Raw genomic sequence first — 13,266 nt, forward strand, 5'->3', positions numbered from 1 at the left:
GTGCGCAAAAGCATCGCAGGATCGGGCTTTGAGGGCGTATGCTCGTCCGCGCCCACGACCAGATCAAATAATTCGCGCGAGCCCGTTTTTTTTAGAATTTCTTGCAGCGTGTATGCAGGCGCGTTTGAAGCCAGAGCGACGAAATAGCCCGAGCGCTTGCAGTGGCGCAAAAGCCCGTCGATGCCCTCATATAGTACGGCGAATTCATGGTAGTTTTTGACGAATTCTTTTTTAAAAAATGCGAGCTCTTCGGCGCTTGCTTTGGTTTTGCCGTAGAATTCCAAAAAGGCGTTTTTGCTTGGATCGTTGATGGTGTGGACGATGAAATTCTTTTGTAGCGGCGCTAGGCCGTAGAGCTCGCGGCGAGTGTTATTGACGCTGATTTCGATCGCGCGCGAGGAGTCGAGCAGCGTGCCATCCATATCAAAAATCACGGTTTTCATCTAATAATCCTTTAAAAAATCGATTTTGTGCTTGTCTTTTTTGTAACTCTTATTATTTTTGAGCTTTTGCAGAGCGTTTGCTTCATGCTGTAGCGCTGATCTAAACGCGGCATCGTTGATCTGTCCTGCCTCGCTAGCATCAAGGACGTTTTTGGCAAAGCTTTCAAGCGCCTTGGTGTAGGGACTATCGAGATTCGTAGCGGCCGCTTTAGATAAAATTTCGTAGTTTTTAGCTATTCGCTTCGCAAAAAGCTCTGCGTCGAAATCCTCGCGCTTTAGCAGTGCTACGGCGGATTTTACGAAGCGTTCTAACGCGCGGATATATTTAACGCGCTCATCTTTTTCTTTGATTTGCATGATCTTTCCTTAATTAAAGCGCGCATTATAGCAAAATTCGAAATTTTGGCAAAATTACGCATATTGTAAAACTATATTTTAATAATATTTTTTCTATAAATCCCGTATTATAGGTATTTTAAAACCATATAAAAATACTTGACTTTATTTTAAAATTTAGCTATTATTCGCCAAATTTTTTACAAAGGACAAAAATGCAAAAAGAAACCCTCGCAACTCATTTTGGTTACGACTCCGTCGCAGGCTACGGCACGATGGCGGTTCCCATTTATCAAAGCACCGCGTTTAACTTCGGTTCTAGCAAAAAGGCCGCCGATCGCTTCGCGCTGCGTGATCTAGGACCGATTTATGGGCGTTTGACAAATCCTACTACTAATGTTTTTGAGGCGCGACTTGCGGCGCTGGAAAATGGCAAAGCCGCAATCGCGGTCTCTAGTGGGCAGGCGGCGATATTTTTTGCGGTGGCAAATTTAGCCGCAGCGGGCGAAAATATCATCATCGCGGAGAAAATTTACGGTGGCGCAACTACGCTTTTGGCGCATACGATCAAGCGCTTTGGTATCGAAGCTAGGGTTTTTGACTCCGAAACGGCAGATAATTTGGAAGGGTTAATCGATGATAAAACTAGAGCGATCTTTTTTGAGACGCTTTCAAATCCTCAAATTTCAGTTGCAAATACCGCTAAAATCGCTACAATCGCAAATAAGCACGGCGTAGTAACGATTGCGGATAACACGATCCCAAGCCCTGCGCTTTACAATCCGCTTGCTGACGGCGCCGATGTCGTAATCCACAGCGCTAGCAAATATATAAGTGGACAGGGGCTTAGTATCGCTGGTGTGATCGTTGCGGGCAAAGGATTAAATTCCAAACTCAAAGGCAATCCGCGTTACGCACATTTCAACGAACCTGATGAGAGCTACCACGGCTTAGTTTATGCAGATTTAGTAGATAATTTCGACATTTATACGCTTAGGATTCGCTTGTCCCTGCTTCGCGATATTGGTGCGACACTATCGCCGTTTAACGCGTTTCAGCTCATCCAGGGGCTTGAAACACTGCCGCTTCGCATGCAAAAACACTCGCAAAACGCGCTAAAAATAGCAGAATTTTTGCAAAATCATCCGAAGGTAAAGCAGGTAAATTATCCGGGGCTTGCAAGTTCGCCGTTTAATGCCGCGATCAAAGCGAAATTTAAAAACGGCTACGCAAGCAGTCTGATGAGCTTCATCGTAGATAGCGAAGAAACAGCGCTAAAGGCGGTTAGTAAGGTTAAAATTTTCTCCGTCGTAGCAAATATCGGCGATACGAAGTCGATCATCACTCATCCTGCGAGCACGACGCATTCGCAGCTAAACGAGGAGCAGCTAAACCGCGCTGGCGTACCTGCGAGTTTAATCCGCCTAAGCGTGGGTATAGAGGACGCGAATGATTTGATTTCCGATCTTAGTGAGGCACTGAAATAATGGCACTTTTAAGCACAAAGGGCGTTTATGGGCTGGCTGCGATTTTGCAGATCGCCAAAGCTAGCGAAGTAGCGCCGATAAGTATAAAAGAGATCGCCGAGCGTACGGGAGTTTCTAAGAATTATTTGGAGCAAATTCTAAATACCCTTAGAAACGAAAAGCTAGTGTGTAGCATCAAAGGTAAAAACGGCGGCTATCACCTAGCTAGAGATGCTAGCGAGATTACTTTCGGTGAAATTTTTACCGCTCTTGAAAAGGATCTGCGGATGACTAGCATTCAGATGAGTGATCCCGGACTACGGGCGTTTTTTGAGAAATTTGACGTCAAGCTGGCAGAGATATTTAACGAGCCTCTAAGCAGCTACGAGGAGATGATGGCGCGAAGCGTCCAGTATTTAAATTTCAGCATTTAAAGGAAAAATATGAAAATAGCAAACGATGTTACGGAGCTCATCGGCAATACTCCGTTAGTCAGAATCAATACGTTTGGCAAAAATGCCCTCATCTTAGCCAAGGCGGAATTTTTAAACCCAAGCCACTCGGTCAAAGACCGCATCGCGTGGCAGATCGTAAAAGACGCGCTAAGCTCGGGCAAGATCGACAAAAATAGCGTTTTGATAGAGCCTACCAGCGGAAATACGGGCGTGGGACTTGCGATGGTCGCGGCAAAGCTCGGTATAAAGCTCATTCTAACGATGCCAAGCTCGATGAGTATCGAGCGCCAAAAGCTCATCGCCGCATTCGGGGCTAAAATCGAGCTGACAGATCCGAAATTCGGAATGAAAGGCGCGGTAGATAGGGCGAATGAGCTAGCTGCGAGTACTCAGGGCAGCTTCATACCGAGCCAATTTGATAATCCAAGCAACCCAAAAGCGCATTTTGAAACTACGGGGCCCGAAATTTGGGAGCAAAGCGGCGGCAGGGTGGATATTTTGGTCGCGGGATTCGGCACCGGCGGCACGCTTAGCGGCACGGCGAAATTTTTAAAATCTAAAAATCCAAATCTCAAAGCTTACGGCGTGGAGCCTGCTAGCTCGCCGCTTCTTACGTGCGGCAGTGCGGGTGGACATAAAATTCAGGGCATCGGCGCAAACTTTATCCCTGATAATCTTGATAGAAGCGTCATTGACGGCTTTTTGAGCGTCGAAAACGACGATGCGTTCGCCGCGGCTAGACAGCTGGCGCAAAAAGAGGGCCTGCTCGTGGGCATCTCAAGCGGCGCGAATGTTTACGCTGCCGCGCAAATCGCTGCCAAGGCTGAAAACAAAGGAAAAGTGATCGTTACGGTCCTCTGCGATACCGGCGAGAGGTATCTTTCTACCGAGCTTTTTAAATAGGCGGCGATTTTTTGCGAGCGAGGCGGTTAGTGCGGTAATTTTACGCATTTTTCGCGGGTACAGAGCTTGGCGCGATTAAATTTTACGCTGACGGCCGGAATTGGCACGATGAGTTTTGCGCGATTGCGCGGGTTATTGCAACGATTACGCGATTATATTTTACATTTTTGCGTTACGTAGGCGATAGATTTACGCGATAATTTCTGCGCGGGCGAAGCGATAGTCGCGATGGTTGCGCGATGAGTTTATGTGAGCATCGCGATTTTTTTGCTTTGTCGATTTTACGTTTATTGATTTGTTTATTTATCAGCTCGCCGCCCGCCGCGAGATAAAATTTAGCCCTAAAATAGGGCTAAATTTTAAAATTTTATCTTGCGCGCCGAGCTGATTTCGGGCGCGCTATGTATGACGGCGCGACCGCGCAACGCTAGGCGTTAGTTAAATTTAAAACCGCTAAGCCCGCTAAATTTGCGCGATCCGTACGCCGCAAAATTTTATACCGCTAACCCGCGCGCGACATAAAATTTTAAAAATTCTACTGAAATTTTTAAGCTTGCTCGTGCGGCTAAAATTCCCAATTCGCGCCGTGCATAAATTTCAAATCTTCGCCGTATGTAAAGCCAAATCGCCCTTTAAATTTAGCCGAATTTCAAAATTTAATCATAAAAACGCTATCATCGGGGCAAAATTTTTAAGGTTGTAAAATGAGTTTGAGCTTGAAATTTCGCCCCAAAAGCTTAGAGCAGATCGTGGGGCAGGGCAAGATCGTAGCGGTTTTTAAAAAATTCGTCGCCGCAGGCAGCATCCCGCACAGCATATTTTTCGGCGCCGCAGGCAGCGGCAAAACGACGATGGCGCGCGTGATCGCAAGCGAGCTGAACTACGATTTTTACGAGCTTGACGCCACGAGCCTGAAAGTCGAGGATATCCGCAAAATTCTATCCTCGCACGCGGGCTCGCTCATTAAGCCGCTCATTTTCATCGACGAGATCCACCGCCTCAGCAAGACGCAGCAGGAGGTACTGCTAATCCCGATGGAAAACTACGCTGCGATCATCATCGGCGCGACGACGGAAAATCCGCAGTTCGTGCTAAGCAGCGGCATCCGCTCGCGCTCGATGATCTTTGAGTTCGAGCCGCTTAACTACGAGGATTTGGAGGCGCTTTTGGCGCGCGCTCAGGGCGAGATCGGCTTTGAGATGGACGAGGAGGCGCGAAAATACCTGCTAAACTCCAGCAGCGGCGATGCGAGGAGTATGTTGAACCTGCTGGAATTTGCGCTTTTGGCAGACAGCGCCATTACGCTGGATACGCTTCGCACGCTGCGCGCAAATGCCGTGGCTGCGGGCGTTAGCAGCGACGATCTGCATTACGAGCTTGCTAGCGCGATGATCAAAAGCCTACGCGGCAGCGACGCCGACGCCGCGCTGTATTATGTCGCGAGGCTGATAGATGCGGGCGAGAGCGCGGATTTTATCGCACGCAGGATGGTGATCCTAGCTAGCGAGGACATCGGCAACGCCAATCCAAACGCCCTAAATATCGCTACTAGCACGCTAACTGCCGTCAGCAAGATCGGCTACCCCGAGGCTCGCATTATCTTGGGGCAATGCGCGATCTATCTGGCGCACAGCCCCAAATCAAACGCCGCGTATTTGGGCATCAACGCCGCTTTGAAGTTCGTCCGCTCCGCTGCTGTGCTGCCTACGCCGCGCTATCTCATCAACTCCGACAAGCAGATCGCAGACTACAAATACCCGCACGACTTCGGCGGCTGGGTCGAGCAGGCCTATATGAGCGAGGCGGCGAAATTTTACGAAAGCAAGGGGATCGGCTTTGAAAAGACGCTGGATGAGTGGCTGGCGCGATTGCGCAGGGAAAAGATCGATATCAAGGAACGAGAATGAACTTCAGCAGCGTCCTAAAACTAATGAAGCAGCGCTACGACGCGGATGGCGAGTATCTGTGGGATGAATATCCGAATTTTGCGGTTTTTCGTCACGCAGGAGGGAAGCGCAAGTGGTTTGCGCTTTTGATGCGCGGGCTTGCTAATGAAAAGTTCGGTCGCGCACTCCCCGGCTCAAGCGACGTGATAAATTTAAAGATAAAGCCCGATTTAGCGGCGATTTTGCGTGACGAAAAGGGAATTTTTGCAGCCTATCATATGAATAAAAAGCACTGGATCAGCGTAAATTTAAGCTCCAAAATCGCGCCCGAGCAGGTCTTTGACCTCGTCGATCTTAGCTTTGAGCTGACTTTATAGAAGCTGCGCAGCTTCGCTCACGTGATTACTCTTGAAAATAAAGCGCCGCTAAATGGCTAAATTTAAAGCTCTAGCCGCACAAGACTAAATTTCACCGCATTGGATTTTGCAAAGCACAGCCTACGTAAATTTTAAAATCCGATAGACGCTCAAAAACAATAAAAGCCGCAAGGGCAGATAGAATTTTTCGGCTCATAAGATCACCGTATCTGGCAAATTTTAACGAGCAAATCAACAATAAACAAATTGATAAACGTGATAAATTTTTAAAATTTTGGATATACTACCGATTTTTAAGGAGAAAAGATGAAAATAGATACCCTAATCGTAAAGGGCATAGAGGCCAAGTCCAACCCCCACAACGCGGTCATTCCGCCGATATATCTAGCCAGCACCTTCGTGCAAGAAAGCCTGGATGATTTCGGCAAATACGCCTACTCGCGCGGCGCAAATCCTACGCGCAACGCCTTCGAGGAACTTTTCGCAAAATTTGAAGGCAGCAAATACGCCTTCGCGCTAGCCTCGGGTATGGCGGCTACGAGCGCTGCATTCGCGCTGCTTAAAAGCGGCGATCGCGTGCTGTTAAATAACAACGTCTACGGCGGCACCTATCGCTACGTAAGCGGGATTTTTAAAAATCAAGGGATCAATTACGACTTGGTGGATGATCTAAATTTGATCAGCGAAATTCCGAGCGACGTCAAAATGGTCTTCATCGAAACGCCATCAAATCCGCTTTTACGAGTAACCGACATTGAGCGTATCAGCGAGCTCGCGCACAAAAACGGCGCGCTTGTGGTTATGGATAATACCTTTTTGACCCCATATTATCAGCGTCCGCTAGAGCACGGCGCAGACGTCGTGGTTTATAGCGCGACCAAATACATAGGCGGGCATGCCGATCTGATCGCCGGCATCGTTACGACGAATGACGACGAGCTTGCCGCAAGAATTCAGTTTATGAAAAACACTCTGGGCGCGACGCTATCGCCTACCGACGCGTATTCGCTCATACGCGGGCTTAAAACGCTAAGCGTGCGCTTCGACCGCCAGAGCGAAAATACGCTAAAGATAATAGAATTTTTACGCAGCAATCCTGCGGTAGAGGCGGTAAATTTTGCAGGCTCGCATTCGGCTAACGAAAAAGAGATACAAAATCGCCAAGCTAGCGGCATCGGAGCGGTTATCTCACTGGTGCTTAAGCCGCAATACGACTATAAAACCTTTGCGCGCAGCCTTGAGCTATTCGATCTAGCTGTGAGCCTGGGCGGCGTAGAGAGCCTGATCTGCTACCCCGCGTCGATGACGCACGAGAGCTATCCGCGCGAGCTGCAAGAGCGCATCGGCATCAGTCAAAATTTGCTGCGCCTAGCCATAGGCATCGAAAACGCGGACGATCTCATAGCGGACCTTGCCGCCGCGCTAGAAAAATCTAAAAAATAGGCGGCGCGAAATTTGCGCAAGCTCGCGAAATTTCTATGCAGGCTTGTAAAATTTACGCGCGCAGAATTCATGCCAAAATTTAGTCCGAAATCCTTATAGCTTCGCTCGTGAGGCTATAAGGGCGCGGTCTTTACAAGCCGGCGCGCAGGGCGAGTTCGTAAAGACCCGCCGCCGATTATTTCATCTTACAAAAATCTTTTTTCGCAAAACCTATGCCTATTTATCGCGAGCTAAATTTTGTATGAATTTTCACTCGTTAAATTTTATACAGCGCGCGTATAATCCGCTAGCCGCTCGATTTAAATTTAGCGCAATTAAATCTATCAAACGGGCAAATTTTGGCTCCGTCCTGCTCAAAATTTAAAATTCTGCGCGCCGTTTAAATTCCGCTTAAATTTTAGCCGCGTTTTAAATTTAGCGTAGCTACTTCAGCTCGCCCCAGCGCTTGGCGATGTTTAGGCTCGTCTTTAAAGGCACGTTTAGGCTCGCCGCGCTTTGCATTATCTCCTGCGCGCGCTCGCCGAAGCTCTGCGCCAAATCGTCCCGCACCTCGAAGATCAGCTCGTCGTGGATCTGCAATATCAGCCGCGCCTCGCCACTTAGCAGCGGCGAAATCTCAACCATCGCCTTTTTGATGATGTCGGCGGCGGAGCCTTGAAATTTCGTATTCACCGCCTCGCGCTCGTAGCTCGCATAGACCATGTTGTTGCGCGCGTTTGCGAAATCGAAGTAGCGCCTGCGCCCAAAAAGCGTGCTTACGTAGCCATCTGCTTTCGCGTCCGATTTTATGCTCTGCAAAAATTCCTTGATCGTAGAAAACGCCGCGAAATAGCGCTCGATATAGCCCTTCGCCTCGGCGCGCGCGATGCCTAGGCTGTCGCTTAGCTTGCCCGCGCCCATGCCGTAGATGAGGCCGAAATTTATGCTCTTTGCGATCGTGCGGTGCGCGGGCTGCGCGTCGCCGAAAATGCTGATCGCCGTGCGCGCGTGAATGTCCTCATCCGCCCTAAACGCCGCCAAAAGCGCAGGATCGCGCGAAAAGTGCGCGAGCAGGCGCAGCTCGATCTGCGAGTAATCAAGCGAGATCAGCGAGTAGCCCCCCTCTGCTAGGAAGCAGTCCCGCACGTCCTTCGCAAACGTGCCGCGCGCGGGGATATTTTGCAGGTTCGGATTTTTGCTCGCTAGCCGCCCGGTAGCCGTGCCGGTCTGCAAGAAATTCGATCTGACGCGGTTTTGCGGATCTGCAAGGGCAAGCTGTAGCAGCGGCTCGCAGTAGGTGCTTTGCAGCTTAAACAGCTCGCGGTAGTCTAAAATCTTATCCACCGCGGGATGCAGCGCCGTAAGATCCTTCAGCACGCTTTCGTCGGTGCTGTAGCCCGTCTTCGTGCGTTTTGCGGCAGGAAGCCCTAGCCGCTCGAAAAGCACGGCGCCGAGCTGAGCGGGAGAGTTGATATTAAACTGCTCACCGCAAAGCTCGTAAATTTCATCCGTGAGCGCTCGCAGGGACTTTTCGTTGCGCCCGATTAGGCTCTTTATCATCTCCGCGTCGATCTTGATGCCGCATCTTTGCATCTGCCAAAGCACCCGCACGAACGGGAACTCAAGCTCTTGCGCGAGCTTAAAAAGCGCGGGTTCGAGCAGCTGTTTGAGTTTAAAATACAGCCTCAGCGTCACCCACGCATCCTCGCTCGCATAGATCGTAGCGGCGTCCAGCTCCACGGAGGCGAAGGTCTCGCCCTTTTTGACGACGTCGCCGAAATGCACGGTCTCATACCCCAGATACCGCGGCGAGATAGAGTCCATCCCCACGGCGTTTGCGGGATCGAGCAGCCACGCTAGCACCATCGTATCGGCAAAGCGCGCAGCAGGCTCGATATTAAAATTATTTTTCACGATCTCAAAATCGTATTTTAAATTTTGCCCCACGACATATCCGCGAAACAGCGAGCCGATCGCGGCCTTTGCCGCGTCCGAAGAAATTTGAGCAGGAGCGCCCAAATAGCTATGCGCGAGCGGGACGTAGTAGGCGCGCTCCTCGTTAAACGCAAACGAAAAGCCCACGATCTTGGCGCTTTTGCTGTCGATGCTAGTGGTTTCCGTATCAAAGCTCACCAAGGTCTCGGCGCTGACGCCCTCGCACAGCCTCGCAAGCTCCGCGGCATCGGTAATGCAAATAGGCTCAAATGGCGTTTTAAAAGCACTCTCGCAGCTTTGCCCGCCGCAAGCGGAGCCGCTAGGGATAGAATTTTGCCCGTCTAGCCCCCCTACGACAGCGTCCAAGATAGAGCCGCCGCGAGACGGCTCTGCGCCCGCGCCCTTTCCGCCCGCGCCCAAAACGGAGCTTTTTGTGCCCATGCTTTTACCCTCGCTCCAAAGATCAAGTCCGTTTTGCTCCTGCAGGTTTAGCGCTGAAAGAAGCCTATTTAGCGCGTAATCTTTTAAAATTTCGCGGATTTTAAAAAGCGGATTTTGCTGCGGAAATTTCGCGTCCTCTAAAGGCGGGATTTCCAGCTCGTCGTAAAGAGTAGCCAGGCGCTTGCTTATGTAGGCGCTCTGCCTCCCCTCTATCAGATACTCGCGCTGTTTGTTTTGCGGTAGGCGGTCTAAATTTGAATAGATCCCATCAAGCGAGCCCCATTCGTCTAAAAGCTTCTTCGCCCCCTTATCGCCGATACCCCGCACGCCCGGGATATTATCGGCGCTGTCGCCGCAGATCGCTAAAAAATCCACGATCTGCTCGGGATAGACGCCGTAGCGCTGCAAGCACTCCTCTCTTCCGTAAAGCATCTTTTTGCCGTGGCTGTAAATTTTAACGTTTTCGCCGATGAGCTGATACAGGTCCTTGTCGGAGGTAACGATGTTGATTTTATGCGTGGCGCCGTGCTTTTTAACGACGCTTGCGATGAGATCGTCCGCCTCGTAGCCTTCGCATCCGAGCGAGTAAAGCCCCATCTTTTCGATCATCTCGATGCAGATCGGCAGCTGCTGCAAAAGCGCGGGCGGCGGGGCTTGGCGGTTGGTTTTGTAGTTCGGATCGATATCCGAGCGGAAGGTCTTGCCCTTGCTATCCAGAGCGAAAATTATATAATCGCTCTTAAATTCCTTCGAAAGATTTGCGATGAAGCTCGCAAATCCGCTCACCATGCCGCTGGGTTTGCCGTCTTTGGTTTTAAGCCCGCTCATAGCGTAGTAGAGCCTGAAAAAAAAGCCGAACGTATCGATGATCGTGATGGTCTGCATAATGGTCCTCGGATTTAGAATTTTAACGCGTAGTGTATTAAAATTCGGCTAAATTTACAAATTCCAAATAGGACTTGACCTACCTCATTTCAAAATTTTAAAATTTGCTATATAATCGCGCGAAATTTTAAAAAAGGATCAGGTATGGATTTTTTCACAGACTGGCAGGAGTTCGACGCGGCGGGCGCTACGTTGAAATTTTATAAAAAATCGCAGGGCGGCGTGGAGTACATCGGCTTTGATTCGCGCAAATGCGTTCCGCCCGAGCCTATGGTAAATGCGCTGGTGGCGCTAAATTTCGTAAAAGACGAAACCAAAAAGGTCGTCATGGTAAATCATAAATTTCCGATGGGGCTGATCCCAAAAATCGAATCTAAATTTGACATTGCCCGCGAGGATCTGGACGGCGACGCGGTCAAGCTCACCATCAGCCTAAAACCGGGCGCGGTCAATGAGGGCTTCGACACCGACGCGAAGTGCCACGGCTAAAGTGCTTTAAAATTTAGATGAATATCACGACATTTTCGCCGCCGTTTCGCATCGTAGGCGGCTATTTCATCTGCGGCTTTATCTTTTTGCTGCTAAGCGCGGCGAGCTTTTTAAAGGCCGATTTCGGCGCGATCCAAGCGCCGCAGACGGCGAGCTTTTTTCACGTATTTTTGCTCGGATTCGTAATCAGCATAATCATCGGAGCGCTCTATCAGCTTACCTCCGTCATCATCCAAAAGGAATTTTTCACCGTCAAATTTGCGTTTTTAAATCTCTTTGCTTACGCTGCGGGCGTGGCTCTGCTAAGCGCGGGATTGCTACTTTCAAATATCTCGCTGATGCACGCAGGCGGCACCGTTTTGCTGCTTAGCCTATTTTATTTTACGATCTGCTACGCGCTAAGCTTCATCGGCACGCCCAAATGGAGCTTCCCCGCCGTTGCGCTTGCGATCTCGGCTGCGTTTTTAGCCGTAGGGATCAGCCTTGGCTTCGCGCTCGTGCTAGCGCTTAGCGGCGTGGAGATTTTCGGAGTGTATTTTTCAGAAATTTTATCCTATCACATATACTTCGTGCTGGGCTTCGTGTTTTTCGTCATCGTAGGCGCTGCGTGCGTGCTGCTGCCGATGTTTAGCCTGGCGCACGATCTAAGCTTCGCGCTAGCAAAAGCTTCACTGGCGCTGTATCTGCTCGCGGGGCTGTTTTTGCTAAAAGACTTTGGAATTTTCATCGCATTTGCCGCGCTTGCGAGCTTTGCGGCTCAGGCGATCTATATCCTGGCTAGGCGCGTGCGAAAAGCGATAGATTATTGGAATTTAAACGTCTACATCTCGCTGGCGGCTTTGGGATTTAGCGCGGCATTTTGGCTCGCGGATCGCGCGGATGCGGCGGCGTTTTGGCTGCTATACGGCTTTTTGTTCGCCTTCATCGTCGCGCACCTTTATAAAATCGCGCCCTTTCTCATCTGGTATCACTACGTCTCGCCCTTCGTCGGCAAGCGCAAAATCCCTATGCTAGAGGATATGATAATCAAAAAGATCGCCTACGCAGCCTGCGTGCCGAACGTCTTAGCGCTTGCGTGCGCGAGCTTCGGAGCGCTAACGCCTGCGGTGATCTTGCAAGCGGCAAGCATAATTTTGGTGCTAATTAACATCGTAAATATCTTTAACTACATAAAATTCGGAGAGGAAAAATGAAAGTAACGAAGGAGCAAATTTACGACGCGCTTCGCGCCGTGGTGGACCCTGAGGTGGGCTTTGACGTCGTGTCGCTAGGGCTCATCTACGACGTAGCGGTAGATGAGGCGAACAACGCCAAAGTCACGATGACGCTATCGACTCAGTCGTGCCCGCTGCATGAGATGATGGTGGAATGGGTGCGCGCGGGTGCCGAGAGCGTGGAAGGTATCGGCGAGGTAGAGATTGATCTCGTCTTTGAGCCGATGTGGAATATCGATATGGCAGAGGATCACGTCAAAGAGGCTCTGGGGCGATTTTAGAGCTCGCGCGAAGGATATTTGCGGATTGCTCAGGACGCCGCACTCGTCGTCGGGCGCTTCTGCATATCGCCTCGGACGCTGCGCGGATTGTCGGGGCGCTTTTCTGCGAATCGCCCGAAGCGCTCCGCGAGATATTAGAGCGCTGTGTGAAATTCCAAAGCGCTGCGTGAAATGTCTTGGTGTTGTATGAAATTCCACAGCGATGCGTGGATCACTGGAATATTGCACGAAATTTCGGAGCGCTGCACAGATAGCTGGGCATTCTTGCTGCGGCGTGATTCTCGCCGCCGTTTTAAATTTGAACGATCTAAAATTTAACTCAATTAAATTTCGCACCGCCGTTTGATTATCGCTTAGTTATAAATTTACACGATCTAAAATTTGACCGCATAACCGCGATTTGGCGAGCATCATCAAACGATTTGTGTTTGCAAAATACCGCGCGGCGCAATATTTTAAATTTAATCGCGCCGCCTGTGCCCCTGCCTGCATCTAGTTAGCTCGCCTGTTCTCCCGTATGTGCGTCTGCGTGCCAACCCACTCGCCCATCTGCTTTCCCTTTTCCCAAACCGCAAAATACCGCCATGCACGGCGCGAATCACAGTTTAAATTTAGCCGCAAGAGCCGCAAATAGAGCCGTGAAATCTTACAAGCCGCGCAACTAAATTTTAAAAAACCATGGAATTTAACCGCTCTGTTTATGAGCGCGGCTAGTAGATCTCGACAGGCGTTA

At 50.0% G+C, this 13,266-nt stretch carries 12 protein-coding genes; 9 read left to right on the forward strand and 3 right to left on the reverse strand.

The features are described from left to right. Together Q0236_RS09305 and Q0236_RS09310 are read right to left on the reverse strand one after the other, a co-directional pair. The coding region (locus tag Q0236_RS09305; RefSeq protein ID WP_297917121.1) for an HAD family hydrolase at positions 1-443 on the reverse strand (443 nt) is incomplete at its 3' end. Continuing rightward, complete coding sequence (locus tag Q0236_RS09310; RefSeq protein ID WP_297917165.1) at positions 444-803, reverse strand: hypothetical protein; 360 nt, start codon at positions 801-803, stop codon at positions 444-446. Positions 804-994: 191 nt separating this feature from the next. Between Q0236_RS09310 and Q0236_RS09315 the strand changes: the two genes are divergently transcribed. The 6 genes from Q0236_RS09315 (at position 995) to Q0236_RS09340 (ending at position 7,309) form a co-directional block, all read left to right on the forward strand. Then, positions 995-2,266, forward strand: a complete 1,272-nt coding sequence (locus Q0236_RS09315) for an aminotransferase class I/II-fold pyridoxal phosphate-dependent enzyme (protein WP_297917123.1) — start codon at positions 995-997, stop codon at positions 2,264-2,266. Then, the gene (locus tag Q0236_RS09320; RefSeq protein ID WP_177387438.1) at positions 2,266-2,679 is read left to right on the forward strand and encodes an Rrf2 family transcriptional regulator; all 414 of its coding nucleotides are present in this window, start codon (positions 2,266-2,268) and stop codon (positions 2,677-2,679) included. Before Q0236_RS09315 ends, Q0236_RS09320 begins: the two co-directional genes overlap by 1 nt. A 9-nt stretch (positions 2,680-2,688) precedes the next feature. Further along, complete coding sequence (cysK, locus tag Q0236_RS09325; protein WP_297917125.1) at positions 2,689-3,603, forward strand: cysteine synthase A; 915 nt, start codon at positions 2,689-2,691, stop codon at positions 3,601-3,603. A 704-nt stretch (positions 3,604-4,307) separates the two neighbouring features. Continuing rightward, positions 4,308-5,510: a replication-associated recombination protein A gene (locus Q0236_RS09330; protein ID WP_297917127.1), complete on the forward strand. Its 1,203-nt coding sequence runs from the start codon at positions 4,308-4,310 to the stop codon at positions 5,508-5,510. Then, on the forward strand, positions 5,507-5,866 hold the full coding sequence (locus tag Q0236_RS09335; RefSeq protein ID WP_297917129.1) for an MmcQ/YjbR family DNA-binding protein: 360 nt from the start codon (positions 5,507-5,509) through the stop codon (positions 5,864-5,866). The genes Q0236_RS09330 and Q0236_RS09335 overlap by 4 nt, the downstream gene beginning before the upstream one ends. 306 nt (positions 5,867-6,172) lie before the next feature. Further along, a complete protein-coding gene (locus Q0236_RS09340) occupies positions 6,173-7,309 on the forward strand; it encodes a PLP-dependent aspartate aminotransferase family protein (RefSeq protein WP_297917131.1) in 1,137 nt (378 codons plus the stop codon). A 423-nt stretch (positions 7,310-7,732) separates the two neighbouring features. Here Q0236_RS09340 and polA read toward each other — a convergent pair whose 3' ends face one another. After that, complete coding sequence (gene polA / locus Q0236_RS09345) at positions 7,733-10,549, reverse strand: DNA polymerase I (RefSeq protein ID WP_297917133.1); 2,817 nt, start codon at positions 10,547-10,549, stop codon at positions 7,733-7,735. 144 nt (positions 10,550-10,693) lie between these two features. On the opposite strand from polA, the gene Q0236_RS09350 reads away from it, so the two are divergent. The 3 genes from Q0236_RS09350 to Q0236_RS09360 are packed head-to-tail and all read left to right on the forward strand — an operon-like array spanning position 10,694 to position 12,533. Then, entirely contained in the window at positions 10,694-11,038 is a 345-nt protein-coding gene (locus Q0236_RS09350) for a hypothetical protein (RefSeq protein WP_297917135.1), read from the forward strand. Between the two features lie 17 nt (positions 11,039-11,055). Continuing rightward, entirely contained in the window at positions 11,056-12,231 is a 1,176-nt protein-coding gene (locus tag Q0236_RS09355; protein ID WP_297917137.1) for a peptidase M50, read from the forward strand. Then, a complete protein-coding gene (locus Q0236_RS09360) occupies positions 12,228-12,533 on the forward strand; it encodes a metal-sulfur cluster assembly factor (RefSeq protein ID WP_297879927.1) in 306 nt (101 codons plus the stop codon). Before Q0236_RS09355 ends, Q0236_RS09360 begins: the two co-directional genes overlap by 4 nt. Positions 12,534-13,266 lie beyond the last annotated feature (733 nt).

This window comes from uncultured Campylobacter sp. (assembly GCF_938031315.1).
GTDB lineage: Bacteria > Campylobacterota > Campylobacteria > Campylobacterales > Campylobacteraceae > Campylobacter_B.

Excerpts from the sequence above, each read along its gene's own strand:
- Q0236_RS09315 (WP_297917123.1), top strand. The coding sequence starts at position 995 with ATGCAAAAAGAAACCCTCGCAACTCATTTTGGTTACGACTCCGTCGCA.
- Q0236_RS09320 (WP_177387438.1), top strand. The coding sequence starts at position 2,266 with ATGGCACTTTTAAGCACAAAGGGCGTTTATGGGCTGGCTGCGATTTTG.
- cysK (WP_297917125.1), top strand. The coding sequence starts at position 2,689 with ATGAAAATAGCAAACGATGTTACGGAGCTCATCGGCAATACTCCGTTA.
- Q0236_RS09330 (WP_297917127.1), top strand. The coding sequence starts at position 4,308 with ATGAGTTTGAGCTTGAAATTTCGCCCCAAAAGCTTAGAGCAGATCGTG.
- Q0236_RS09335 (WP_297917129.1), top strand. The coding sequence starts at position 5,507 with ATGAACTTCAGCAGCGTCCTAAAACTAATGAAGCAGCGCTACGACGCG.
- Q0236_RS09340 (WP_297917131.1), top strand. The coding sequence starts at position 6,173 with ATGAAAATAGATACCCTAATCGTAAAGGGCATAGAGGCCAAGTCCAAC.
- polA (WP_297917133.1), bottom strand. The coding sequence starts at position 10,549 with ATGCAGACCATCACGATCATCGATACGTTCGGCTTTTTTTTCAGGCTC.
- Q0236_RS09350 (WP_297917135.1), top strand. The coding sequence starts at position 10,694 with ATGGATTTTTTCACAGACTGGCAGGAGTTCGACGCGGCGGGCGCTACG.
- Q0236_RS09355 (WP_297917137.1), top strand. The coding sequence starts at position 11,056 with ATGAATATCACGACATTTTCGCCGCCGTTTCGCATCGTAGGCGGCTAT.
- Q0236_RS09360 (WP_297879927.1), top strand. The coding sequence starts at position 12,228 with ATGAAAGTAACGAAGGAGCAAATTTACGACGCGCTTCGCGCCGTGGTG.